Here is a 24,160-nt window from a genome sequence, read left to right as displayed (position 1 = left end):
TCGGTTACAAGTTGTTCACGACAAGCTATAGCTACACCAGACAGGGTCAGATCGAAAACCCGACTGGCCTGCAACAAACATTGGGATAGGGTATTGTCACTGTTCGTTTCGAGCCGCCTTGACCTAAACGGTAACAACTGCGTTCAAGCATAGAGGATAATTTACTCACGTTAAAACTTTGCTATATGAATGATACGGAATATCTGGACAGCGAGTTAGGTAACTCAACGTCATCCCGACGGATTTTTTTAAAGCAATCCTCTGCGCTGGCAGCATTGGCTGTGACTCCTCCAACGGCTATTACCGCCGTTAACAATGGTATCCAGGAAAAAATAGCTACTGCCCTTGAGCAGATGCCGCTACGACTGACCATCAATGGGAACGTCCAGCAGCTCAGCATCGAACCCCGGGTTACACTACTCGACCTGCTCCGGGAACAACTCAACCTGACTGGCACCAAGAAAGGCTGTGACCACGGCCAATGCGGAGCCTGCACGGTCCATGTCGACGGGGCGCGGGTCAACTCATGTCTGACCCTGGCCATGACGACGGAAGGCTGCACGGTAACGACCATTGAAGGTCTGACGGTTGGCGACCCGGCTACGGCCCCTTTACACCCCATGCAGGAGGCCTTTATCAAACACGACGGTTTTCAATGTGGATACTGCACACCCGGCCAGATCATGTCGGCAGTGGCCTGTATTCGCGAAGGACACGCCAACACGCCGGAAGAGGTCCGCGAATACATGAGTGGTAACATCTGCCGCTGCGGAGCCTATGCCAATATTGTCGATGCGATTATGGATGTAAAAAAGGGAGGAGCCAGGGTATGAATCCATTTCAGTTTACGCGGGTTACAACGCCTAAAGGAGCCATTTCGGCGATTACAAAAGAAAACGGCATCTACTTTCTGGCGGGCGGCACTAACCTCATCGACCTGATGAAACGCGAGGTCATCATTCCTGAACGGCTGGTCGACATCAACAAGCTCCCCCTGGCCACGATTGAAAAAACGGCCACTGGTCTACGGATCGGGGCCATGGCAAAAAACTCTACTGTGGCCGATAATGAGCTGGTGAAGAAACACTTTCCGCTGTTATCGCAGGCGCTGAACGCGGGCGCTTCGGCGCAACTTCGGAACATGGCTACGGTGGGCGGCAACATGATGCAACGTACCCGTTGCCCGTATTTCTACGATACATCAATGCCCTGCAACAAACGTAGCCCAGTTCAGGCTGGCCCCGACAAAGGACAGGCCAACGGGCCGACCGGTTGCGGAGCTATTGGCGGTCACAACCGGATGCACGCCATATTTGGAGCGTCTACGAAATGCATCGCCGTTCACCCGAGCGATATGTGCATTGCGCTCGTAGCACTGGATGTGACGGTGAATGTGACGGGACCCAAGGGCGACCGTAAAATTCCGTTCAGCGAGTTCCACCGGCTACCTGGCGACCAGCCGCAGAAAGATACTACCCTGCAGCCCGGTGAACTGATTATGTCGGTTGATCTACCCACGAACCGGTTCGCGGAACATTCGCACTACCTGAAAGTGAGGGATCGGGCCTCGTATGCCTTCGCACTAATATCGGTGGGTGTCGGACTTGACATGAAGCGGGGCACGATTCAGGACGTTCGGCTGGCGATGGGTGGTGTGGCCCATAAACCCTGGCGACTGACAGCGGCTGAGGAGTTTCTCAAAGGGAAACCCGCCACGGAAGCCAACTTTAAACAGGCCGCTATGCTGGCCATGCAAGGTGCGAAAGGCTACGGCGAAAACGATTTCAAACTGACGCTGGCCCCTAACTCAATTGTTGACGCGTTGAAAGCCGCCACTAAAACCGCCTGATCATGACGAATAATACAAAAAATCCGCCGATTGATCGAATCGACGGACGGATGAAAGTGACCGGCGGAGCCAAGTACTTCGCCGATTTTGAGTTGCCGAATACGGCATATTGCGTTATCGTTGGCAGCGAGATTGCCAAAGGATCTATCGCTAGCCTCGATACTAAAAAAGCCCAGGGCGCACCCGGCGTATTGGGTGTGTTTACGCACCAGAATATGCCACCTATTCCGGGCTGGGACGCTCCCGTTGGTGGGGAAGCGGACGGGCCAGCGCCCAAGCCGAAAACGGAGGAGACCTACCGGATTTTAAGTAGCCCCAAAATCCTGTTCGATGGTCAGCCTATTGCTATCGTGGTTGCCGATACCTACGAACGGGCCACCTATGCGGCTTCGCTCGTCAAAGCAAGGTATACCAAACAAGCCGCTCGTACCGATCTCCAGAAACATGTGTCGGATGGCATTGCGCCAAGGGGAGCCGATGGTGGTAACTATTTGCGGGGAACAGCCGACGGTTATAAAAACGCTCCGGTCACTCTGGAAGCCAACTACACGATTCCGGTGGAAGTGCACAACCCCATGGAACTGCACGGCATCCTGGCCCACTGGACCGGTACAGATACGTTAATGATCTACGCCAAAACACAGGGTGTGAACGCTACGCAAAACGCCATGGCGCAAGCCTTTAAACTGGACCCTTCGACTATTCATGTGCACACGGAGTTCATGGGAGGTGGTTTTGGGATGGGGCTGCGTACGTGGCCTCAGGAAACGGCGGTGGTAGCCATTGCCCGTAAAATTGGGCGGCCCCTGAAACTGGTGATAAACCGGAGCCAGATGTTTACCCTGGTGGGTCACCGGCCGTATACGGTACAAACGATCAATATGGGTGCCGACCAGGACGGAAAACTAATCGGGATTGCCCACGCGGCTACGGCTGAAACGGCCAGCTACGAAGATTTCACGGAAGCGACCGTCAACATGACCAAGTTCATGTATGCCTGCCCCAACGTGAGCACCCGCTACCGCATTGTGCGGCTAGACCGGAGCGTACCGATCTGGATGCGGGGGCCCGGCGAAGCTACGGGTGCCTTTGCGCTGGAGTCAGCCATGGACGAGATGGCCCATAAGCTGAACCTAGACCCTATCGAATTTCGCCTGCGTAACTACAGCGAAACCGATCCGGAACGAAACCGACCCTATTCGAGCAAAAATTTGAAAGAAGCGTATCAACGTGGGGCCGACGCCATTGGCTGGAAAGAGCGCAAGAACCAGCCAGGTAGCACCCGCGACGGCGACTGGCTGATTGGCTACGGCATGAGTACGGGCGTATTTAGCGCCTTCCGCTGGGAGGCCAGCGCCCGCGCCTTCCTACAAGCGGATGGGTCACTGACCATTCAAAGTGCTGTGACTGACATTGGGCCGGGCACTGGAACGGCTCTGACAATGATAGCCCATAACGTGCTGGGCGTTCCCATGAACCGCATCAAGATCGAGTACGGCGATACATCATTGCCCAAGGCACCTACACAAGGCGGGTCAGCCATTGTCTCGGCGGTAGGGTCGGCGGTGTTTGATGCTTGCACCAGCATCAAACACGAACTGATGGAGCTAGCCCTCAAAGCGGGAGCTCCGCTAGCTGGTCGACAGGCCGATGAATTGACGCTGGCTGATGGTGTACTGTCGGTATCAACAGATCCGAAGAAAAAGGTGTCCGTCAGCGACTTGATGCAGGTCAATAAGCTGACCGTGATCGACAAAACGAAGGATTCGAAGGGCAGCCCGGAACAAGAGAAGTATTCAATGTATTCGTTTTCGGTGCATTTCGTGCAAGTGCGAGTCAATCCGCTAACGGGCGTGGTGCGCGTCGCTAAAGCCGTCAGCGTAGCCGATTCGGGCCGTATCGTGAGCCCTAAAACGGCGGCCAGTCAGATGATTGGCGGAGTAGCTGGTGGCATTGGCATGGCCCTGACCGAAGAAGCGATTATTGACCACCGATTCGGGCGGTTTGTGAATAACAACCTGGCCGATTATCACGTAGCGGTTCACGCCGATGTACCCGCCATTGAAGCGATCATGATCGACAAACCGGACCCGATCATCAATCCGATGGGTGCCAAAGGCATGGGCGAAATTGCCCTGATCGGGTTTGCCGGAGCAGTGGCCAACGCCGTTTTCAACGCCACTGGTCAGCGCGTTCGTGACCTGCCGATTACCCCGGATAAAGTAATGCAAAAACGGATGTAGCATGGAAATCAGCAAAAACGGAATGCAGGCTTCGGTCAAAGGCCCGGAAGCCTGGTTTACGGGAGCCGTACGCATCGACCCGTTGTTCGCCAAAAAAGAAGCAACTAAAGGGGCAGGAGCCCTAGTCACCTTTGAGCCGGGTGCCCGAACGGCTTGGCACACCCATCCGGCGGGTCAAACGCTCCTTGTTATCTCGGGAATGGGTTGGGTACAGCGTGAAGGAGGCCCTATCGAAGAAATTCATCCCGGCGACGTCGTCTGGTTTGAACCCAACGAAAAGCATTGGCACGGTGCTTCGCCAACGAAGGCCATGAGTCATATTGCCATTCAGGAGGAAGTAAACGGTGAGGTAGTAACCTGGCTGGAGAAAGTAAGTGAGCGTGAGTACGCAAGTTGACACCAACATGACAACAATTTTTCAACGGATGCGGGCTGGTGAACCGCTCCGGAAAGATGATCCTGACTATGCCCAGTTTAGCGAGGTCGTGGCCCGTACCATTCGGTTATGCGTCCAGATGAACACCACGGCCACCGAGCTGGACCAGGTCCGCAGCCAGTTAAGTGAAATCATTGGTACGGAAATCGACGAATCGACAACGATTTTCCCTCCGTTTTATACCAACTTTGGCCAGTTTATTCGCCTAGGCAAAAACGCCTTTATCAACCATAATTGCTCGTTTCTAGATATTGGTGGGATTACTATAGAAGACGATGTCCAGATCGGTCCCAGCGTCAAGCTCACGTCCGAAAATCACCCGCTAGACCCCACTGACCGTAAAACAGTTCTGCTCCAATCCATTCTAATCAAACGGAATGCCTGGATTGGTGCAGGAGCTACCATTTTACCGGGCGTTACGGTCGGTGAAAATTCGGTGGTGGCAGCGGGTGCGGTGGTAAGCCGTGACGTCCCGCCCAATACGGTCGTTGCCGGGGTTCCGGCAAAAGTGGTAAAGACACTGTAATTGGCGCAACAGAAAGACGAACGAAACGATCATGAAGAAATCAGCCGACAACCACACAACTTACTCCACCGGTCGTCCGGTAGCCAGACCGCTGCTTACCGGCCTGGCATTCAATTTGCGGTTCGTACTCACCCTCTCAGTCGCTATGCCAAGTTTAGCTTTAGGCCAGACGGCTAACACTGTGACAGGTCCGCAGGCAGCGACGAGAGGACCTGCTGACACGTTTACGGGGACCGTTTGGGTCACAAGCCTGATTCCAAATGACTCGATCTTTACGACTATTTCGGGCAGTGTCGCTTTCGAGAAGGGTGCCCGCTCGCACTGGCATTCTCATCCGGCCGGGCAGATCCTCATTGTTACGGACGGGATTGGGTATCATCAGATCAAAGGGGAGCCCAGGCAAGTGATTCGAAAAGGCGACGTCGTTAAATGCCCGCCCGGTTTGGTGCACTGGCACGGAGCCAGCCCCGGTAGTAAGATGACTCACCTGTATATTATCCCGAATACCGAAAAAGGCATTGTCACGTGGCTACAGCCCGTCACGGATGCGGAGTACAGCAAAAAATAAGTAAAGTTTTACACGTCGTATGTTACAGATTATAATTGACAGGCCTTAAAACTAGCTGTCTCTCGAAAGGCCCAGTTTAAGAATCAGACACATGAACGTTCCCTCGTCTCACTTGGGAGCGAATTGTGAGACAGTGGTTTTGCTATCTGTCAATTCTAGCTAGAAGCATACGTATGCATACACTGCCGAACCAGCAGACGTTCGAGCCATTCTTATTATGCCTCATATCTTTATCCGATTGAACATAAGCTATAGGATAAGTAGTATTGCCCTGTTTCCCAGCAGCGGAATTCCAGACAGGAAACAGGCCAATATTAACCTTTTCACCTTTACACTTATGTCCAAATACACAATTATGTTGCAAACTCCCCGCAAGCCCAAGGCGGGTACGAATGCCGATGTTGAAGCCCGAATTTTAGGCACTCACGGGGCCAGTGCCTGGCGCGTTTTAGACTTACCCAATGTAGATGACCGGGAACAAGGTAGCCAAGACTATTACAAGCTGGAGTTTGATGATTCATTTGGAGACATCACCGGCTTGGAACTACGCGTCAAGAAAGCGGATGAAGTAGGTCCTGAATGGTTGCTGGAAACAGCCTATATATGCCGAGTTAGCTCGCGCCAGTTGTATAAGCTACCTTACAACCAATGGATCAATCCTACCTCACATACTAACTGGGTTTTTGCAAGGCTGACCAGTGTGCAACCTGAGGTATTAAACGAATCGGCTTTTGCCGTAACTAACCAGTTTTTATGGTAATCCTGACTTCTAGTCTACTCTGGCCAACTCTTTATCGAAGTTGGCCAGTGGCCTACCTGGGTTGAGACAGGTATCTGTGTAAATGGTCTTAGGAGCGGTTGCTTTTAAGCAGTATGGCCAAACACAACGACCGTACTTTAAAAATCGAAGTGATTTCAGAGTTGTCAGTAGAGGTCAGCCCCCTCTTTCCAGGGTATTGCTAACCATCTCACAAAAACAATCCTACCTCAGATGAGAAAGAACATCCGATCCACCTAGTTAAAGCATGTTTTAAGAGCCAGTGATTTTACTATCTGTCCAGTGGTCCCGCTCCGGAATGCCGCCGGGCCGACGTTCGAACCACGGCGTACCGGCTATCAGTCGCATACGTGGCGATGCACCGCTACTTTTACCCTCAGATTCATGAAACAACCCTTACTCCTTAGCTGGCTGCTTGTCGCCTTAACGGCCACCGCCCAGCAACTGCCCGTCGCCCCTATTCGTCCGGTCATAGATGAGTACTTCGGCAATAAAATTACCGATCCCTACCGCTGGATGGAGAAGCCGTCGAACCCCGAGCTGGATCAGTACCTAAAAGGACAGGGCGACTACACTAGAACAACACTTGACGGGCTGCCGCGCCGGAAGGAGTTGCTGAAGCACATCGTTAGCTTAGACACCGACGCACCCTCGCCCAGTGGCCGAGTAGAGCGGTTAGTTGGCGATAAGTACCTGTACCTGAAATCGCTGCCGGGCCAACAAACGCCGAGTTTGTTTCTACGCAAGGGATTGCTGGGGACAGAAACCTTGCTGGTCGACCCCAGCCACTTCAACACCAGTACGCAGCGCTACAGCATCAGCTATTTTGTGCCCTCGCCCGACGACAACTACATTGCCTACGCCATTGCCGCTAATGGTTCCGAAAAGCCTACTCTGCACATTCTCAACCTCGTCACGCGGCAGGATTTGCCCGAAACCATTGACCGCATGGACTGGGAATATGCCCGGCCGGAATGGCACCCCGATGGTCACTCGTTCTTTTACACCCGCATGCGCCAGTTAGCCGCCGATGCACCCGCCACCGAATACCAGAAAAAGAAGCAGGTATTCCGTCACGTGCTGAACACTGACCCGGCCACCGATCAGTTTATTCTCGGCTTCGGTGCATCGCCCGCCGTTGCCATTAACGAAGCTGATACGCCGATTATATTAACGCTGACCCACACGCCTTCGCCGTATATTCTGGCGCGTATCAAACACGGTGATGCCATTGAAGAAACCGTTTATCGCGCTCCCCTTGACGCCATTAGCCAACCAAACGTACCCTGGCAGAAGATCTATGATCGTTCTGACCTGATTCGGCAGGTCGTTATCCACGAAGACTGGCTTTACCTGATGACCTCGAAAGAAGCGCCCCGGTTCAAAATCATCCGTACCCGTCTAAGCCACCCTGATTTGGCTCATGCCCAAACCATTCTTGCTCCCAGCGAGGCCGTCCTCGACGCGATGAGTCCGGCCCTCGATGGACTCTATATCTCCCAGATGCGCGGAGGGTTGGACCAAACCCTTCGTGTCACCTGGGACGGATCGCCTAAACCCGAGCGGATCCAGGCACCGAATGTCCCTGCCTGTTTCGTGGCGGGTACCAACCACCTGCTACCCGGTGCCTTCATTACCTCGGCTGCCTGGACGGGTAACGGCCTGGTATACCTCTACGAACCAGCCACCGGCCGATTCACCGACACAGGTTTTGCGCCAAAACACCCGGTTGAGGCCAAAGCCGGCCTTGAATCACATGAGGTACTGGCCAGAGCTAAAGACGGCACGATGGTACCGCTTTCGATCGTCTACAAACGGGGCCTGAAGCTCAACGGCAAAAACCCGACCCTGCTAACGGGCTACGGCTCGTATGGCCGGATTGCCTACCCTTACTTTAATCCATTGACCGTGGCCTGGTTTGACCGGGGTGGCGTGTACGCCGTAGCTCACGTGCGGGGTGGTGGTGAAAACGGTCAGGAATGGCATACTGCCGGCCAAAAACTCAACAAGCCCAACACCTGGAACGACTTCATTGCCTGCGCTGAATACCTGATTGGGAAAGGATATACCGCGTCCCGGTACCTGGCCGGGGAAGGTACGTCGGCGGGCGGCATTATGATTGGGCGGGCCATCACCGAACGACCCGATCTGTTTAAGGCGGCTATTATCAACGTGGGCATGCTCGATGCCGTCCGGTTTGAGACCACCGCCAACGGCGTACCCAACATCCAGGAGTTTGGTACGGCTACCGACTCGCTGGGCTTCCGGGGGCTCTACCAGATGAGCGCTGTTCATCACGTGAAAGACGGCACTCGCTATCCGGCCGTGCTGCTGACAACCGGCATAAACGACCGGCGGGTTGAGCCCTGGCAGTCGGCCAAGATGGCCGCTCGACTGCAGGCGGCCAGCACGAGCGGCAAGCCCATACTGCTGCGGGTTGATTCCCGATCAGGTCACGGTGCGGGGCTGGGGCGTGAGCAGGAACAGGCGAAGCTAGCCGACACCTACGCGTTTCTATTGGATCAGCTAACGGGGCGACCTGACTAACTCGACCCTATGCAGTTTTCCAACTGTCAGTTGTGAAAGTCTGTCTGGCTACTCTTTAGTAGAGAGCATCCTAGACACATTTGTCCTGAAAAGCAAGTTGAAGGAAGCCTAGACTAAATGGGTGAAAAGTAGCTCATAAATCGCTCGTTTACGAAGCAGAGACATCAACGCTACTCCGTCTCATCATGGAGCGTTATTCGAGATCCTTCTGGAGTAATGTTTTTCGAAAACAAACCGTCCCTCTGAAACAATTTGATCATTCTAGAGGGACGGTTTGTTGCTTAAAATGTTATAAATCAGGAAAAAGGAGTGTCTCAACGGATGGATGCACTCGAAAATAAGTTGCCAAATCAGTAGAAGACAGCTTGGTGAAGCCTACTTGACGCAGTAAGGTCACTAGCTGCCCACGATGATAGGTAGCATGGTTGATGAAGTGAGCAAACGTCTGCCAAAAGGCCATTTGCCAATTCACCCCCCGCCATGTAAAGCAAACGGATTGCGGATAAGCCTCCGGCGGGTAGCTTTCAATGAACAGTTTTAAAGCCACAGAGGTCTGCAGCCAAATCTGGATCAAATCCTCTTTGGTGCCGTCAAATTGGGTGATTAAAAACACGGGATCGGGAACCAGTTGCCAGTAGTCCAGCCAGATTTTTTCGGCGCTGACCAAGTGGAGGGTCGTTTGTTTGACACTGTCAAAGCTGCTGGGAATAACCTGATTCCACTGGTCGTCGGTCAGCTCATTTAACCAACTGGCTGCTATACGACTCACCCAAAGGTTATAGTCCGCTAATGCCAAAAAATAATCTTTGTTCATGTTTATAAATCAATAGGGTAACGTTTTATGGATTAGGGTCGGTCCCCGCTAAAGTTGACACTTGGTACTGCTTAGGCGTCATGCCATAGAGCTGTTTGAAGGATTGAATAAAGCTCGACAGATTTTCATAGCCCAGCTCGTTGTAAATTTCGCTCGCTTTCAACTTGTCCTGTCTGAGCAACCGGGCTGCTTTCTGCATCCGTTTCTCCAGAAACCATTTGGTTGGCGAGTTGCCATAGAGATGGGCGAAACGCCGTTTGAACGTCGATAAGCTGACATGGCACAGGAAGGCGAGTTCTTCAAGCGTGACCGGGTGATCCAGACTGGCGCTCACCGCCTGGCGAATCAGGAGTTCATCGGTAGCTTCCTGGCTTTTCAGATGCAGCCTTTGTAAATGGCCAGGATGGGTTTGATTCAAATACAACAGCAACTCCTCCAATTTAACCGCTCGCATACCCGGTGATATTGACCCATCAACGCCCAATAGTTGATGGAGTGATTCAAGGTAATTGGCTAGAAAACTGTCTTGCTCAAACTGGAGAAAAGGCTCCTCATGCCCCTTGTCAATGGACGTTTGAAGAGTCTGCGAATGCCGAATGAAAAAATCAGCCAGCAGGTTGTTATCAAAGGAGATCAACAAGCTTTGATAGCGTCCGGACTTGCCCGCCGTCTTTTCACTCATCAAGCAGTTTCCGGCTGAAAGCAATAGAAACTGACCCGGCTTGATTTGTACGCTTGTCCCCGCATAATAAACCGTTTTTTCCCCTTCCAGCAGGAAACTGAACAGATTCTGACGGAGCGTAATCTGATTCTTGATGCTGCCTGCTTGAGACGCATAGTGACAGATGGCAATCGACTCAACTTCTGCTACCAGACTGGAGGACCGCCGTATGCTTTGGGTAGTATGTGTGTTCATGGGTTTAACTTGTTTCCAATCATGGCAAAACGTCCCAAAATACCCTACTTACAATTATTACTTTTGCCCATAAACCAGTAAGGAGGCTTTAGCTAATGTAACATAATGCATACTAAATCCTACCAAAGCTGGGGTGGCCTGCTGATCCAACGCCAGGTTTTGGGAGAGGGCATAGACGGTAATTAAATACCGATGAGCGGGTCCTTTTGGCGGGGCGGCCCCTACATAGCCAGGAACGCCTAAATCTGACTTACTTTGTACGGCTCCCTGGGGCAGCAAATTTTGAGTCGGGTCTCCGGCATCCGCCTTGAGTTCATGGACCCCTGCCGGTATGTTGAAGACCACCCAATGCCATAACCCGCTACCCGTTGGTGCGTCTAAGTCATACATGGTCACCGCAAACGCTTTGGTGTGCTGGGGCGGGTTCTCCCAGAAAAGCTGTGGGGACTGGTTTTGGCCAGCAAATTCCATCCCATTGCTATAGTGTTGCTGGGCCAGTTGCCCACCCAGTTCATTACTTTTTAAGGTGAATGAGCGTGCGCTGGCCTGGTCATTCAGTAGCTCATCAGCTAGGTTTATCATCAGCTTATTGTTTTAGATTACCGGGCAAAGGTAGAGATAGCGGTAAGTGCTGGCTGATGGGTCACCGATCAAAAAGTGTTGCTAAACGGTCAATTATTTGATTAGCACGATTAGTTGTCTGACTTATCTGCCAGCAGGATTACAAAGCAAGGGTCGCGGGACCATAATCTATAGTAATCGTTCTAATTGGGCAGCCGCAACTGCCCATGGAAAATCTGTTTGGGTGGCCGAGATTGAGTAATATCTAAGCCCCTATACAGCCATTCAGTAACTATCTCATTTTGAGGAGCCTTATTCGAGATAATTGTTTTTGAGTACTTGTCAAGTGGCATGCCACCGCGGGCTATTTGACAGAATCAGTAAGGTAATATCAGTTCATAACTGGCCAATACAGCATCTGCTTTCTAGCCGGTGGTAGCCTACTTTTGCCCCTTTAACCACTACATTTTCTTTACTAACTCCTTAGCATGAAGGCAGACCACTGTGGATTTCAAGTCAAAAGTATGGATGAGGCCATTCATTTCTATACCCAAAAGCTAGGTTTTCAGCTCGATCACCGAGCCATCAATCAGCAAGAGCAGGAAGAATATGCGTTTGTGTCGCTAGGCACGGCGCGCCTAGAACTCATTCAAGATTTAGTCAATGAGTACATTATTCCCACCATCCGCAAACCCTTCTGTCCTCATTACTGTCTGGAGGTGTTGGACATGGCTAGTGCCGTTGCTGATCTACAAGCGAAAGGCATTCCCATTGTTAAAGGCCCGCTGCTCATCGAGGGAGAGGAAACATGGGTTTATTTTAGCGATCCGGATAACAACCTATTGGAGTACATTCAATGGTTCAACAAGAAATAAGCTAGCCTTGATGAGTCATGACTAATCGAGGCTGTATTTCTGGTTAAAATAAGAGGGTTTTACTAACACGCTTATAGAGTGAGTGTGTCCTTACCCCGTTTGATGAGCCAGTTTTGACTGGAATTTAAGCCGCCTGTCGATATTCAACGGGCGTCATAAATTTCAAAGCCTGCTGAGGACGTTCCGTGTTGTACTCCACCAGCCACTCATCCACTACGCGCCGTACTTGCCGAGTACTTGTGAAAATGTGAGCGTCCAAAACCTCTCGACGAAAGGTCCCGTTGAAACGCTCAATATAAGCGTTTTGGGTGGGGTTACCCGACGGTCGGCCGCTGCCGTTCAATCCAACACAATTCAATTGACTGATCTTTACACCAATCCTGCAAAGCCTGATTAATAAATTCAGGCCGCGGTGGCGGACCACCTATTTTCGCTCCCTAACCGCTCCGGTTTGCCATAGCGCTTGACCAGTTGGAAAAGGTGGCTTCACTGACGCCATGTTCGCGGGTAATTTGAGCGACCGTCTGACCGCTGTCTAGCTGTTTAAGACCGGGGCGCCGGTGCGCTCGCCACGATCTGCGATTCGGAAAATCGTGCTGCTTTCATTTCTCTTTCCAATTCCTAGTGAAATTTAAGTGTTTTACTCTACTTTTCACTGGCTCACTTTATTGGGTTCAGGGCATAATCACCATAAGCGGGCCGGTTCTGCCCGTATCCTCATTCCTTCAGTTGACGTCTGAAGCAAGCTATTGTCAACTCCATTTTTATTTAATTAATAAGAAAAAATGGACTTACTACGGTTTACCGGGGCTTCAGTTCAACCCTTCGAATTACTCCTAAGCTTCCCCATCAGACTTAATTTTTTTATTCATACCGTGCCAAATAGTGCTCAGCACATTTCCACTTTTTCTAAAAAAAATTCATTAAGTGAGTATGTAAGCATCCTCGTTTGGATAATAGCACTGAAGAGTTTAATCATGACAAGATTAGCATGCAACAAAGAGACAAACTCTACGAGCAGTTTTTAGAAAATCCTCGATTTGTTCAATGGGCTATTGGCCAGGCTCCGGAAGATGACGGTTACTGGGAGAGTTTGGTTAAGAATGATCCTATAGGCCAAGAAGTGTTGGAGCAGGCTCGCTTAACGATACTAGCGATTCAGGGCCGACCGGAAACTTTATCAAAGCAAGATATCCAGGATCGGGTACAGCAAGTGCTGAGTAGAGCTAAGCACCAGGAAGCATTAACTAGGCCCAAAATAATTCAGGTTCAATATCCTGTCTTCTACCGCTGGGTAGTCGCAGCGTCAATTGTGCTCTTGTTGGGTCTGTGCTGGTTTACCTATACGCAGTATACCAAGCAATATAGTACTCATCAGGTCGGGAAAACCAATTCACCAAGTGATCTGTCAGTCCAATCAGACCAATTGATATCAATTGCCAATACTGACAGACCTGCCATGCATGTGTTACTACCAGACGGAAGTTCAGTGGTGCTGCGAAAAAACAGCCGGGTTCGTTACGCTCGAGTATTTGTGGGTGCCAAGCGTGAAGTGTATATGTCGGGAGAAGCTTTCTTTGAAGTAACCAAAGAGCCAAGGAAGCCCTTCTTCGTGTATGCCAACGGCCTGGTTACGAAAGTTCTAGGAACCAGTTTTACTATAAAAGCTCATCAGAAAGCTGAGCAGGTAATTGTAGTGGTCAGAACCGGAAAAGTTGCTGTTTTCGCGCAAACAGATCCAAAAGCTAATGTACTACAAAATAACCTCGAACTGACAGGGATGGTGCTGATGCCCAATCAACAAGCAACCTACGAGCGAACAGATGCCCGCCTGACCCGGACGGAAGTAAAAACACCAAACGTTCATCCCTCCTTTGACTTTAAAGCAACACCCATCGCAACTGTATTTTCTTCACTAGAAAAAGCATATGGTGTATCTATCGTCTTTGACCGGGAAGTCATGGCGAATTGCAGTCTGTCGGCTACCCTGGGCGATGAACCACTCCAGAAAAAACTACAATGGATCTGTACCATTCTAGAGGCTACCTACCAAGTAAGCGGCCAGCAAATCACCATTAACGGAAAACCCTGTCAATAATCTGTATTACTCAGTATATTCTTAACATACCCTCAACATGAAGAAAATAATACCCTTGAAAAACGTGCTATTCTATATAATGCGCCTTAGTCTTGTTCAGCTTGTCTTTATAGCCCTATTTACCAGCTTCGCATTGGCTCGTAATGGCTATGGACAAGATTTACTTAATCGCCGGATAACGCTCCAGGTGACTAATCAGAAAGTAGAAACCATTCTCGATAAACTAGCTAAAGTCTCAGGAATTCGCTTCATGTACAGTCCGGAGTTGATTCAGGCTGGACGAGCCACTTCGCTTAAAGTAAAAGATGTAAAACTAGCCATTGTGCTGAATGAGTTGCTGACACCTTTAAAAATTACGTATGAAGTGTCTGGTGATCAAGTACTTTTAAAGCGCATGCCTTTATCCGGTCAGCAACAGGTGATCGAAACTACGCCTATGTTTCTTACCGAGAAGAATGCTGACGTCGTTGTTGCCGGACAGGTAATCGATAATACCGGGGGTACCGTTCCTGGAGCAACAATCGTACTCAAGGGGAGTGGTTCTGTTGGTACAACGACCGATGCCAATGGTCAATTCAAGTTGAATCTGCCCGAAAGTGGTGCACATACGCTGGTCGTTTCGTCGATTGGCTATGTCACACAGGAAGTGCTGGTAAACAACCGTACGCGGCTGGAAATCGTACTTGTAACCGATGTCAAGTCGTTGAATGAAGTTGTTGTAGTGGGGTACGGAACGCAACGCAAAGGCGATGTAACAGGCGCGTTAACATCAATCTCAGCCGAAAACTTTAAAGATCAGCCGGTTACCCGTTTGGATCAAGCGTTGCAGGGTCGGGCGGCCGGCGTTCAGGTTACTAGTTCAGCTGGTGCACCAGGGGGCGATGTTCGTATTCGTATTCGAGGCTCCAACTCCATTAACGGAGATAACAGTCCGCTGTACGTGGTCGATGGCTTCGTCGGGGCAGATTTCAACAACATCAACGCGCAGGATATTGCCTCGATGGAAGTTCTAAAAGATGCGTCAGCCACGGCTATTTACGGGAGCCGGGGTGCTAATGGCGTGATTATCATTACCACCAAAGGGGGCAGTAAAAAAGGCATGCAGGTTAATTTTAACACCCGCATCTCGACATCTGAAGTACTCAAAAAAATTAATACGCTGAATGCAGCTGACTTTGCCCAGGTGGTTAATGAGCGGCAGGTGGCAACCGGTGGTAATCCGATCTATACACCGGCTCAAATCGCGGGCTATCAGCAAAACAGTGGCACTAACTGGCAGGATCAGATACTCCGCAAAGCCGTTGGTCAAGAGTATCAATTGGGTGTTTCGGGCGGAAACGAAAAGACTACGTATTTAATTTCGACTAACTACCTGAATCAGAATGGTATTATCAATAACTCTGATTACAAGCGTTACGCGATCCGCTCCAACATCGCTTCGCAGATTTCGGATAAGTTTTCGGTACGGTTGAACTTCACCGGAACCCGGCGCGAGAATCATAACACCGGCGGTACCGCTGCCCGGTCGGGTGCACTTGCCCAGGCATTTGCCTGGGCACCTACCACGCCTGTTCGGGATGCTGATGGTAACTATACCTATCGCGACCCGGTTGGGTCGATTTTCGAAAACCCGGTTGCCCTAACTACCGATGCCGACAATCGCACCAATAGCACGACAGCTAACCTGATTGGGGGTGTACGCTACGAGTTTATTCCCGGCCTGGCCCTGGATGTTCAGTATGGGGTCAATTATAATAACCAGCAGGGTAAATATTACTCCGGCCCAGTGATTGCAAACCGTTTACCGCGCGCCAGCCGGACATCGGGTGAGCAGATCACGCTGCAAAATACCAATACGCTGACGTTTAAACGGGTATTCAATGCCATCCATCGGCTGGATATAACTGGCGTTTTTGAAACCCAGCAGCAAACCGGCGAATCGTTTTACGCCAATGCAGCTAATTTAACCTATCCGGCTCAGTCCTATAACAACTTGGCACTGGCCGAGTCCAATCAGATTGGTTCGGGATACGGAAAATGGAGTTTGTTATCGTACTTAGGGCGGGTCAACTACGCCTTGAAAGACCGTTACTTGGTGTCAGCGACGGTTCGTCGGGATGGTTCGTCCAAGTTTCAGGGAAAGAACAGATATAGTGTTTTCCCATCCATGGCGCTGGGCTGGAAACTGTCGGAAGAGAAGTTTATGCAGTCACAGCACCTGTTCAGCAACCTGAAAATACGGGGTAGCTGGGGTTTAACGGGTAATCAGGGCATAAATCCCTATGGAACTCTGTCTACCTACATCACCAATGTGGATGATGCAGCCGTCGCGTTTCGATCGGGCTACTTCACCAATGGCGTTACCAATGGTATCATCCTCGGTAACCCAGGCAATCCGGATTTAAAGTGGGAAACGACGGAGCAAATAAATGGGGGGGCAGACATGTCTTTTCTGAACGGAAAAGTAACCCTTTCAGTCGACTACTTTGTAAAAAACACCCGTGATCTGTTGTTAAACCAACCCTTGCCGGACTATGTTGGTGGCAACAGCATCCTTCGCAACGTAGGTCGGGTGCAGAACAAGGGTTGGGAATTCTCCCTGGAAGCAACGCCGATCGACAAGAATAACTTCAGCTGGAATACTTCATTCAACGTATCTCTACTCCAAAACAAGGTTGTGAGTTTAAGTTCGACTAGTGATACTATCTATGCGTCGAACGAGTTCGTCCTGATTCCGGGACAGTCTCTGACATCCTTCTGGGGATTACGCTACATGGGTACCTGGAAACCGAACGAGGCCGATATGGCGACTCGTTATGGCGAAAAACCTGGTGATGCTCACTATCAGGATTTAAATGGCGACGGGGTGATTAACGCAGCAGACTATCAGGTGATTGGTAACGGACAGCCAAGAACATCGTTGGGCTGGAACAACACGTTTACTTATAAACGCCTGTCACTGAACATCTTCTTTCAAGGTTTATTTGATTTTAGCAAACTTAATTACACCTATGCCAATGGGATAGTCGGTAGCACGGATGCACGGCAGCCAACGTTTGCCGATATCAAGAACCGGTATATTCCCGGCGTTAACGAAACGTCGGATATTCCGGCGTTCAGCAACGTAAAGGAAAATTTTTACGTGCAGTCAACCCGTTTTTTAGAGAAAGGTGATTTTGTACGTTTGAAAAATATCAGCCTGTCGTACAATCTGCCCAAATCGACGCTGAAAAACATTGGTACCGTAAGCGTTTTCGTGAGCGCAACCAACCTGCTGACCTTCACTCAATACAAAGGCATCGACCCGGAGTCAACCTCCAATGGCTCCGGCGATATCGGCCAAAATATCGATTATGGATCGTATCCCAACTCAAAGACGATTACCGGTGGTTTGAGCTTAACTTTTTAACATCCTATACTCAGTAATGTCATGAAAAAATTAATCATACTTTGTCTTTTTCTGTCCCTGGCTGGCTGCAACGATTATCTCAACGAAGTACCCGAAGGACAGGTTGTCGGGACTAACGCCATTCAGGATGTTGCTGGGCTGGAAGCGGCTCTAACCGGTACGTATAAAGGTATGCTGCGCACCTGGGCGCGTGGTTTTCTTACCTCCGCCCTGGAAGCCTATGTAATGGGGGGCGATGACGTTACCTCCCTCAGTGGTGGAAACAAAGCCGAATTCCGACAGACCGATCAATTTGATGTAGTGTCATCGAACTCAAGGCTTTCTCAGATCTGGAGCGGTTGCTATAAGACCATTCAAGGTGCTAACAACATTATCAACAATTATAAGACCGTGGCCGGGGACCAAAATACCATTAATGCTATTGTGGGTGAAGCCTACTTTCTACGAGCATTGGGCTACTATTGGCTGGTTCGTGGCTACGGCAACATTCCCTTGATTACGAGCGCCGACTTTACGAATGATTTGCTATCGATTCAAAAAAGCGCACCTGCTGATATCTACAAACTAATTGAAAGCGATCTGTTGCAGGCTGAAACGCTCGTGCCAACGACTAAACGCGATGCGGGACGGCCCAACAAAGGTTCGGTTAAAGCTCTGTTGGCAGATGTATACCTGACCGAAGGCGGCTGGCCAATAAAAGATGCGTCCAAGTATGCGCTGGCAGCTGCTAAAGCAAAAGAGGTGATTGATAACAAAGCTAGTTATGGCTTTGATCTGGTCCCCGATCTGGCAACACTCTGGTCGGGAACGCCTGCTTCGGTTGGCACATCGGAAGAAGTATTTTCGTTCCAGACGTCGGTCAACTACGGGGGTTCAGCCAATGCATTCTATGGCAGTTCGGCCACACCGGGCGACGAAAATGGATGGGATGACTTTTTTGCGGAAGTAGGATTCTTTAATCGATTTCCAGCGGGCAAACGCAAAGACATTACATTTTACACCGAATTTATAAAGCCCGATGGCACCAAAATTTCGTGGCAGGATAGTCAGTCAAAGCACCCCTACTACCGTAAATTCAGACTGGCTGACAACACGAATTACCAGTCATCGATGCCGGTGCACATGATTCGTTACGCCCACGTCCTGCTGGTTTATGCTGAGGCACAGGCCCGGTCGGGTGGTGGTGTCAGCGCGGATGCATACACCGCGCTGAATGCCGTACGGAAGCGGGCTGGGCTAGCCGATGTAACAAATTTATCGGTATCCAACTTCACCAATGTGGTGGTCGACGAACGAGCCTGGGAGTTTGCCGGTGAGTGGACCCGATGGTTTGATTTACAACGGCTTGAACTGGTCGAAACCGCCAATGCACCCGCTAACAAAGCGGCTGATGATTTGAAACCTATTGGGTCGATTACAAAATCGAGCTACTGGTATCCGGTACCCATTGGCGATGCCAACATCAATACCAATTTATGAGCGTAGCTTATAAAACTCTTGTATAGCATCACAAAGGACTAGTGTCTTCATAAATAGTCTTTTTTGTGAAGTGATTTATCTAAACCGGCGGGCTAATTAGCCCGCCGGTTTCCTATTGAAGCGAAATAAGGCAATGCCAAAAAGGGATGCCCAAAACAAACGGATATTCGTAAACGAGTTCATGAGAACATTAATCCTCATTGTTTGCTTACTCAGTACGCTTGAAACAAGTGCTCAACCAGAAAAATACCAAGCCAACGCACTACCTACTACAAAGGCCGTCCGAACCCAGCTCTTCGATCAGGAATGGGCATTTCTGAAGGATAGTGTGTCTGGGGCGGAGCAGCCGGAGTATGACGATTCCGGTTGGCGACGAGTACGCTTACCCCACGACTGGAGCATCGAGGATCTACCGGGCCAGGGGTCGGAAGCCATTGTGGGGCCATTTTCAAAAACTAGCGTGGGTGCCACCTCTACGGGCTATGCGGTTGGCGGTACGGGGTGGTATCGAAAGACCTTTACGCTTAAGTCTGCTTATCAAACAAAGAAGATTTCCATTCAGTTTGACGGTGTTTACCGGAATGTGGATGTGTGGCTAAATGGCCATCATTTGGGCTATCATCCGTATGGATACACACCATTCGTGTTCGACCTTACCCCCTATCTGCGTCCAGCAGATCAACCAAATGTTCTGGCCGTTCGTGTGCGAAATGAGGGCCAAAATACGCGCTGGTATACAGGTTCCGGCATTTATCGGCATGTCTGGCTAACAATAGCGGAACCCGTTCATCTTGCCCCCTGGGGGATTGTCATAACGACTCCACAGGTTTCCAGTAAAGCTGCGCAGGTTCAGATCAGTACAAACGTAAAAAATGACCAGACGAGCCCAGCACGAGTCACCGTACAAGTGTCTCTACAAACCTCGGATGGGCAGTTTGTAAAAGGTATTAAAAAGACAGTAACCCTGACCGATCAAGCCATAGTCACCCAAACGCTGTCAATACAACAGCCAACGTTGTGGTCAGTTGATACACCCTACCTGTACAGAGCCACGATAACGATTTGGCAGAACAACCGAAAAGTGGACAGTTTAACGTCTCAATTTGGGATACGGACTATTCACTTCGACGCTCAGACTGGATTCACCCTGAACGGCCGACGCATTTTACTTAAGGGGGGCTGTGTCCACCACGACAATGGGCCATTGGGGGCCGTAGCCATCGACCGGGCAGAGGAACGAAAGGTCGAACTACTGAAAGCAAACGGATTCAACGCCGTTCGAAGTAGCCACAACCCACCATCGCCTGCCTTTCTGGATGCTTGCGACCGGTTAGGGATGCTGGTTATTGATGAAGCATTCGATATGTGGGAACGACCGAAAAAACCGCACGATTATCACCTTGACTTCGATACCTGGTGGGAACGCGATCTAACCGCCATGATTCAGCGAGACCGAAACCATCCATCCATTATTCTGTGGAGCATCGGCAATGAAATTAGCGAACGTGCTGACTCATCTGGACTGGTCCTAACTAAAAAAATGGTCAGTTTGGTCCATAAACTTGATTTGACCCGCCCGACGACGGAGGCCATTTGTAGTTTCTGGGAACACCCCGGTATGCAATGGGACGCGTCCGCTAAAGCATTTGCGCTATTAGAAGTTGGTGGGTACAACTACGAATGGAAACACTACGAATCAGATCATCAGCAGTTTCCAAACCGCATTATGGTCGGTACCGAAACGTTTGCTAAAGAAGCTTTCGAGAACTGGCAACAGGTAGAGAAACATCCATATGTTATCGGCGACTTCGTCTGGACCGCGATGGATTACATGGGTGAGACGGCCATTGGTCACTCACTTGTGCAGCCTGAAAATGAGAAAGATAGCACCACTGCGGTATTGCCCTGGCCCTGGTTTAACGCCTACTGTGGCGATTTAGATCTGATTGGCACTAAAAAGCCCCAATCCTATTACCGCGATGTGGTCTGGCGCAATAGTCCCATCCAAATGGCCGTTCACGCGCCTATACCCAATGGCATGAAAGAGTCTGTGACCAACTGGGGATGGCCCGATGAACACCAAAGCTGGACTTGGCCAGGGGCTGAGGGAAAGCCTCTGCAGGTTCGCGTTTTCACCCGAAGCTCACGAGTTCGCCTTCTGCTGAATGGGCACCAAATTGGCGATCAGACGTTGCCGGACAGCAGTATCGTCGCCGTCTTCAATGTCCCTTATCAGCCCGGCACATTGGAAGCTGTTGGCTTACACAATGGACAGGAGACTGGCCGCGTAAGGCTGACGACAACTTCAGCAGCCCACCATATCCGGCTCACGGCTGATCGGCCGACATTGAAAGCAGGTCCCGATGAACTGGCTTATATATACGCAGAAGTGGTAGACGCTCAGGAAAACACAGTTCCAACTACGGAGGCCCTGCTTTCATTTCAGGTAAGCGGAGAGGGTTACCTGGCGGCTGTTGGTAATGGTAACCCAACAGACATGGCTAGTTTTCAGCAACCGGATCGAATGACGTATCGGGGTCGGTGTCTCGCTATTATTCGGCCCGGTGAAACGAAAGGGACCATTAAAGTGAAGGCGTCAGCTAATGGCTTGCAATCCGCCGAGATTACGCTTGTCATCCATTGATAGCTTTGCTTCCTACTTCATTTCTAAAACCGCTTACGGTGAAAAAGCACGCTTCCTTCACGCTTATTTTATTGATTTTTCTGGGTCTAAAAATCCATGCGCAATCGATTCAGCCATCACTGCTGACAAAGAACTGGACAGCCTTCTGGATCGCTTCGTCCAAAGAAACGCTTCGTTCGTATGGCATTTATGTTTACCGAAAAACCCTTGATTTACCGCAAAAACCGTCGTCCTTTATTGTTCACGTATCAGCGGACAATCGCTATAAATTATACGTTAATGAAAAACTGGTTTCACTGGGCCCGGCACGAGGTGATTTACTTTACTGGAATTTTGAAACTATAGACATTGCTCCGTATCTGCAGTCTGGTAAAAATATAATAGCCGCTAAGGTCTGGAATGAAGGCGATCTTCGACCTGAAGCTCAACTCTCCGTCCGAACAGCGTTTATTCTCCAGGGAAATACGGTAGCAGAAGAAGTCATCAACACAAATACCAGCTGGCTATGTCAACAGGACAGTAGTTATCGCCCGTTAGCTGTCAATAATACTTTCGGGTATTACGTGGCCGGACCTGGGGAGTCTATTAGGATGCAGAATCATATAAAAGGCTGGGAGAAAGCCTCATTTGATGATAGCAACTGGAAACCAGCCCATGCGCTTTTTGAAGGAACGCCCAAGGGAGTTGGAGCCTCTCCTTATGGATGGGCACTGGTACCCTCTCCGATTCCACCAATGGAACTCACTCCTCAACGCCTATCAAGAGTCCGAAAGGTGACTGGACTAAGCATTCCATCCCCATTTCCATCGCTCCCATCCGCCATTACAGTTCCGGCCAATACAAAAGCCTGCTTCCTGCTTGATCAATCGGTTTTAACCAATGCCTATCCAACGTTAATCATGAGTCGGGGCCTAAACGCCAAGGTGACACTTACATACGCTGAAGCCTTAAATCAGGGCGGGGATAAAGGCAACCGGAATGAAGTAGAGGGCAAAGTGATGGTTGGACGCGAAGATCTTATCATCGCCGACGGCAGCAACCAGCAAACCTTTACATCACTGCTTTGGCGAACGTATCGCTACATTCAACTGACTATCGAAACAAAGAACGAGCCCTTGATTATTGAGGATGTGTTCAGCACCTTCACGGGGTATCCGTTTAAGAATCAGGCTACGCTGAACAGCGAAGACCCGGAATTAAATAAGATGCTGGACATTGGCTGGCGAACGGCCCGATTGTGTGCCTTTGAAACCTACATGGACTGTCCGTACTACGAGCAGCTTCAATACATTGGGGATGCCCGAATTCAGGCCTTAATTTCGTTTTATAACGCTGGTGATGATCGCCTGGTGCGGAACGCGCTGGATCTGATGGATCATTCGCGCCTGGCGGAAGGCGTTACGCAGAGTCGCCATCCATCTGCCACACCCCAGATGATTCCACCTTTTTCGTTGTGGTGGATTGGCATGTTGCATGATTACTGGAAATACCGCCCGGATCAGGCTTTCGTAAAAAACAAGCTACCTGGCATGCGGCAGGTTCTTTCATTTTTTAGCCATTACCAGCAGCCCAATGGCTCGCTGAAAGGCGTTCCCTATTGGTTATTCTCAGACTGGGCTGTCGACGGTAAAGGCTGGAATTTTGGAGCCCCTCCTATTGACAAGAGTGGCCATTCGGCCCTTTTGGATTTACACCTGCTGTGGACTTACCAGTTGGCCGCAGAATTGGAAGCTGGTCTGGGTGAACCGTCTTATGCGGGTGCTTACAAAAAACAGGTCGAATTGTTAAAAAAAACGATTCAGCAGAAGTATTGGGCTACATCCCGCCTACTCTACGCCGACACGGAAGAAAAAGACTTCTTCTCTCAGCACACCAATACGCTGGCTATTTTGACAGGCTTGATTACGGGGCAACCGGCCACAAATCTTGCCCGTAAAATAATTACCGAACCTGGACTGGCACAGGCGTCTATTTACTATAAATTTTATCTGCACCAGGCTTTAGTGAAAGCAGGATTAGGTAATGAGTATTTAAACTGGTTGACTATATGGCGGGAAAATATAACGTTAGGCCTAACGACCTGGGGAGAAACATCAGACGTAAAAACCACTCGTTCTGATTGCCATGCCTGGGGTGCTAGTCCTAACATTGAGTTTTTTCGGACCGTCCTGGGAATTGACAGCGAAAGCCCTGGATTCAGGACGATAAAAATTGAACCGCATGTAGGAACCCTAAAAAAAATAGCCGGTCAAATGCCGCACCCCAACGGAAGAATAGATGTGCGTTACAAACTAGTTAACAAGCAGTGGATGATTCAGATTGACTTGCCCACTAATACATCAGGGCACCTACTCTGGAAAGGAAAACGCCATCCATTGCTGGGCGGTAAAAACTCCTTCGTCCTGTAACACGTATGT

Annotated in this window: 19 protein-coding genes; 14 read left to right on the top strand and 5 right to left on the bottom strand. The window is 50.1% G+C overall.

Translation table 11 applies throughout. The features are described from left to right. Positions 1-185: 185 nt before the first annotated feature. The 8 genes from SD10_RS11830 to SD10_RS11795 all read left to right on the top strand — a co-directional run bounded on the left by SD10_RS11830 (position 186) and on the right by SD10_RS11795 (position 8,947). Positions 186-833 carry a (2Fe-2S)-binding protein gene (locus SD10_RS11830; protein WP_046573986.1) on the top strand — a complete coding sequence of 216 codons (648 nt, stop codon included), beginning with the start codon at positions 186-188 and terminating at the stop codon, positions 831-833. Beyond that, positions 830-1,849: an FAD binding domain-containing protein gene (locus tag SD10_RS11825; RefSeq protein ID WP_046573985.1), complete on the top strand. Its 1,020-nt coding sequence runs from the start codon at positions 830-832 to the stop codon at positions 1,847-1,849. Before SD10_RS11830 ends, SD10_RS11825 begins: the two co-directional genes overlap by 4 nt. Positions 1,850-1,851: 2 nt before the next feature. Further along, complete coding sequence (locus SD10_RS11820) at positions 1,852-4,092, top strand: xanthine dehydrogenase family protein molybdopterin-binding subunit (RefSeq protein ID WP_046573984.1); 2,241 nt, start codon at positions 1,852-1,854, stop codon at positions 4,090-4,092. 1 nt (position 4,093) lies between these two features. After that, entirely contained in the window at positions 4,094-4,489 is a 396-nt protein-coding gene (locus SD10_RS11815; protein ID WP_046573983.1) for a (R)-mandelonitrile lyase, read from the top strand. 7 nt (positions 4,490-4,496) lie between these two features. Then, positions 4,497-5,054, top strand: a complete 558-nt coding sequence (locus SD10_RS11810) for a sugar O-acetyltransferase (RefSeq protein ID WP_046573982.1) — start codon at positions 4,497-4,499, stop codon at positions 5,052-5,054. A gap of 31 nt (positions 5,055-5,085) precedes the next feature. Beyond that, positions 5,086-5,622 (top strand): (R)-mandelonitrile lyase, encoded by a 537-nt coding sequence (locus tag SD10_RS11805; RefSeq protein WP_227699204.1) that lies wholly within the window; start codon positions 5,086-5,088, stop codon positions 5,620-5,622. Between the two features lie 337 nt (positions 5,623-5,959). Further along, entirely contained in the window at positions 5,960-6,382 is a 423-nt protein-coding gene (locus tag SD10_RS11800) for a PLAT/LH2 domain-containing protein (protein ID WP_046573981.1), read from the top strand. Between the two features lie 402 nt (positions 6,383-6,784). Then, on the top strand, positions 6,785-8,947 hold the full coding sequence (locus SD10_RS11795; protein ID WP_052731165.1) for a prolyl oligopeptidase family serine peptidase: 2,163 nt from the start codon (positions 6,785-6,787) through the stop codon (positions 8,945-8,947). 289 nt (positions 8,948-9,236) lie between these two features. Here SD10_RS11795 and SD10_RS11790 read toward each other — a convergent pair whose 3' ends face one another. The 3 genes from SD10_RS11790 to SD10_RS11780 are packed head-to-tail and all read right to left on the bottom strand — an operon-like array spanning position 9,237 to position 11,259. Continuing rightward, on the bottom strand, positions 9,237-9,761 hold the full coding sequence (locus tag SD10_RS11790; RefSeq protein WP_046573980.1) for a DinB family protein: 525 nt from the start codon (positions 9,759-9,761) through the stop codon (positions 9,237-9,239). 25 nt (positions 9,762-9,786) lie between these two features. Then, a complete protein-coding gene (locus SD10_RS11785) occupies positions 9,787-10,677 on the bottom strand; it encodes a helix-turn-helix domain-containing protein (protein ID WP_046573979.1) in 891 nt (296 codons plus the stop codon). Between the two features lie 57 nt (positions 10,678-10,734). Continuing rightward, positions 10,735-11,259: a YbhB/YbcL family Raf kinase inhibitor-like protein gene (locus SD10_RS11780; protein ID WP_046573978.1), complete on the bottom strand. Its 525-nt coding sequence runs from the start codon at positions 11,257-11,259 to the stop codon at positions 10,735-10,737. 467 nt (positions 11,260-11,726) lie between these two features. Between SD10_RS11780 and SD10_RS11775 the strand changes: the two genes are divergently transcribed. Then, positions 11,727-12,113 (top strand): VOC family protein, encoded by a 387-nt coding sequence (locus SD10_RS11775; protein ID WP_046573977.1) that lies wholly within the window; start codon positions 11,727-11,729, stop codon positions 12,111-12,113. Between the two features lie 124 nt (positions 12,114-12,237). On the opposite strand, the gene SD10_RS30480 is transcribed toward SD10_RS11775, so the two are convergent. Together SD10_RS30480 and SD10_RS30475 are read right to left on the bottom strand one after the other, a co-directional pair. Then, positions 12,238-12,537: an integrase core domain-containing protein gene (locus tag SD10_RS30480; protein ID WP_082111580.1), complete on the bottom strand. Its 300-nt coding sequence runs from the start codon at positions 12,535-12,537 to the stop codon at positions 12,238-12,240. 13 nt (positions 12,538-12,550) lie between these two features. Continuing rightward, on the bottom strand, positions 12,551-12,625 hold the full coding sequence (locus SD10_RS30475; protein ID WP_394330471.1) for a hypothetical protein: 75 nt from the start codon (positions 12,623-12,625) through the stop codon (positions 12,551-12,553). A 479-nt stretch (positions 12,626-13,104) separates the two neighbouring features. Between SD10_RS30475 and SD10_RS11765 the strand changes: the two genes are divergently transcribed. The 5 genes from SD10_RS11765 to SD10_RS11745 all read left to right on the top strand — a co-directional run bounded on the left by SD10_RS11765 (position 13,105) and on the right by SD10_RS11745 (position 24,151). Next, positions 13,105-14,211 (top strand): FecR family protein, encoded by a 1,107-nt coding sequence (locus SD10_RS11765; RefSeq protein WP_052731163.1) that lies wholly within the window; start codon positions 13,105-13,107, stop codon positions 14,209-14,211. Between the two features lie 37 nt (positions 14,212-14,248). After that, a complete protein-coding gene (locus tag SD10_RS11760; RefSeq protein WP_148562435.1) occupies positions 14,249-17,620 on the top strand; it encodes a TonB-dependent receptor in 3,372 nt (1,123 codons plus the stop codon). Positions 17,621-17,641: 21 nt separating this feature from the next. Further along, positions 17,642-19,099, top strand: coding sequence for a RagB/SusD family nutrient uptake outer membrane protein (locus SD10_RS11755; RefSeq protein ID WP_046573976.1), 1,458 nt, complete (start codon positions 17,642-17,644; stop codon positions 19,097-19,099). Between the two features lie 181 nt (positions 19,100-19,280). After that, positions 19,281-21,743, top strand: a complete 2,463-nt coding sequence (locus SD10_RS11750) for a glycoside hydrolase family 2 TIM barrel-domain containing protein (RefSeq protein ID WP_046573975.1) — start codon at positions 19,281-19,283, stop codon at positions 21,741-21,743. A gap of 38 nt (positions 21,744-21,781) precedes the next feature. Beyond that, entirely contained in the window at positions 21,782-24,151 is a 2,370-nt protein-coding gene (locus SD10_RS11745) for an alpha-L-rhamnosidase-related protein (RefSeq protein WP_046573974.1), read from the top strand. The last annotated feature ends 9 nt before the right edge of the window (positions 24,152-24,160 follow it).

Source organism: Spirosoma radiotolerans (assembly GCF_000974425.1).
GTDB classification, from domain to species: domain Bacteria; phylum Bacteroidota; class Bacteroidia; order Cytophagales; family Spirosomataceae; genus Spirosoma; species Spirosoma radiotolerans.
This window is presented reverse-complemented; position numbering and strand designations above follow the sequence as displayed.

What these genes read in the sequence shown, in the direction of transcription:
- SD10_RS11830 (WP_046573986.1), top strand. Translation starts at nt 186, where the DNA reads ATGAATGATACGGAATATCTGGACAGCGAGTTAGGTAACTCAACGTCA.
- SD10_RS11825 (WP_046573985.1), top strand. Translation starts at nt 830, where the DNA reads ATGAATCCATTTCAGTTTACGCGGGTTACAACGCCTAAAGGAGCCATT.
- SD10_RS11820 (WP_046573984.1), top strand. Translation starts at nt 1,852, where the DNA reads ATGACGAATAATACAAAAAATCCGCCGATTGATCGAATCGACGGACGG.
- SD10_RS11815 (WP_046573983.1), top strand. Translation starts at nt 4,094, where the DNA reads ATGGAAATCAGCAAAAACGGAATGCAGGCTTCGGTCAAAGGCCCGGAA.
- SD10_RS11810 (WP_046573982.1), top strand. Translation starts at nt 4,497, where the DNA reads ATGACAACAATTTTTCAACGGATGCGGGCTGGTGAACCGCTCCGGAAA.
- SD10_RS11805 (WP_227699204.1), top strand. Translation starts at nt 5,086, where the DNA reads ATGAAGAAATCAGCCGACAACCACACAACTTACTCCACCGGTCGTCCG.
- SD10_RS11800 (WP_046573981.1), top strand. Translation starts at nt 5,960, where the DNA reads ATGTCCAAATACACAATTATGTTGCAAACTCCCCGCAAGCCCAAGGCG.
- SD10_RS11795 (WP_052731165.1), top strand. Translation starts at nt 6,785, where the DNA reads ATGAAACAACCCTTACTCCTTAGCTGGCTGCTTGTCGCCTTAACGGCC.
- SD10_RS11790 (WP_046573980.1), bottom strand. Translation starts at nt 9,761, where the DNA reads ATGAACAAAGATTATTTTTTGGCATTAGCGGACTATAACCTTTGGGTG.
- SD10_RS11785 (WP_046573979.1), bottom strand. Translation starts at nt 10,677, where the DNA reads ATGAACACACATACTACCCAAAGCATACGGCGGTCCTCCAGTCTGGTA.
- SD10_RS11780 (WP_046573978.1), bottom strand. Translation starts at nt 11,259, where the DNA reads ATGATAAACCTAGCTGATGAGCTACTGAATGACCAGGCCAGCGCACGC.
- SD10_RS11775 (WP_046573977.1), top strand. Translation starts at nt 11,727, where the DNA reads ATGAAGGCAGACCACTGTGGATTTCAAGTCAAAAGTATGGATGAGGCC.
- SD10_RS11765 (WP_052731163.1), top strand. Translation starts at nt 13,105, where the DNA reads ATGCAACAAAGAGACAAACTCTACGAGCAGTTTTTAGAAAATCCTCGA.
- SD10_RS11760 (WP_148562435.1), top strand. Translation starts at nt 14,249, where the DNA reads ATGAAGAAAATAATACCCTTGAAAAACGTGCTATTCTATATAATGCGC.
- SD10_RS11755 (WP_046573976.1), top strand. Translation starts at nt 17,642, where the DNA reads ATGAAAAAATTAATCATACTTTGTCTTTTTCTGTCCCTGGCTGGCTGC.
- SD10_RS11750 (WP_046573975.1), top strand. Translation starts at nt 19,281, where the DNA reads ATGAGAACATTAATCCTCATTGTTTGCTTACTCAGTACGCTTGAAACA.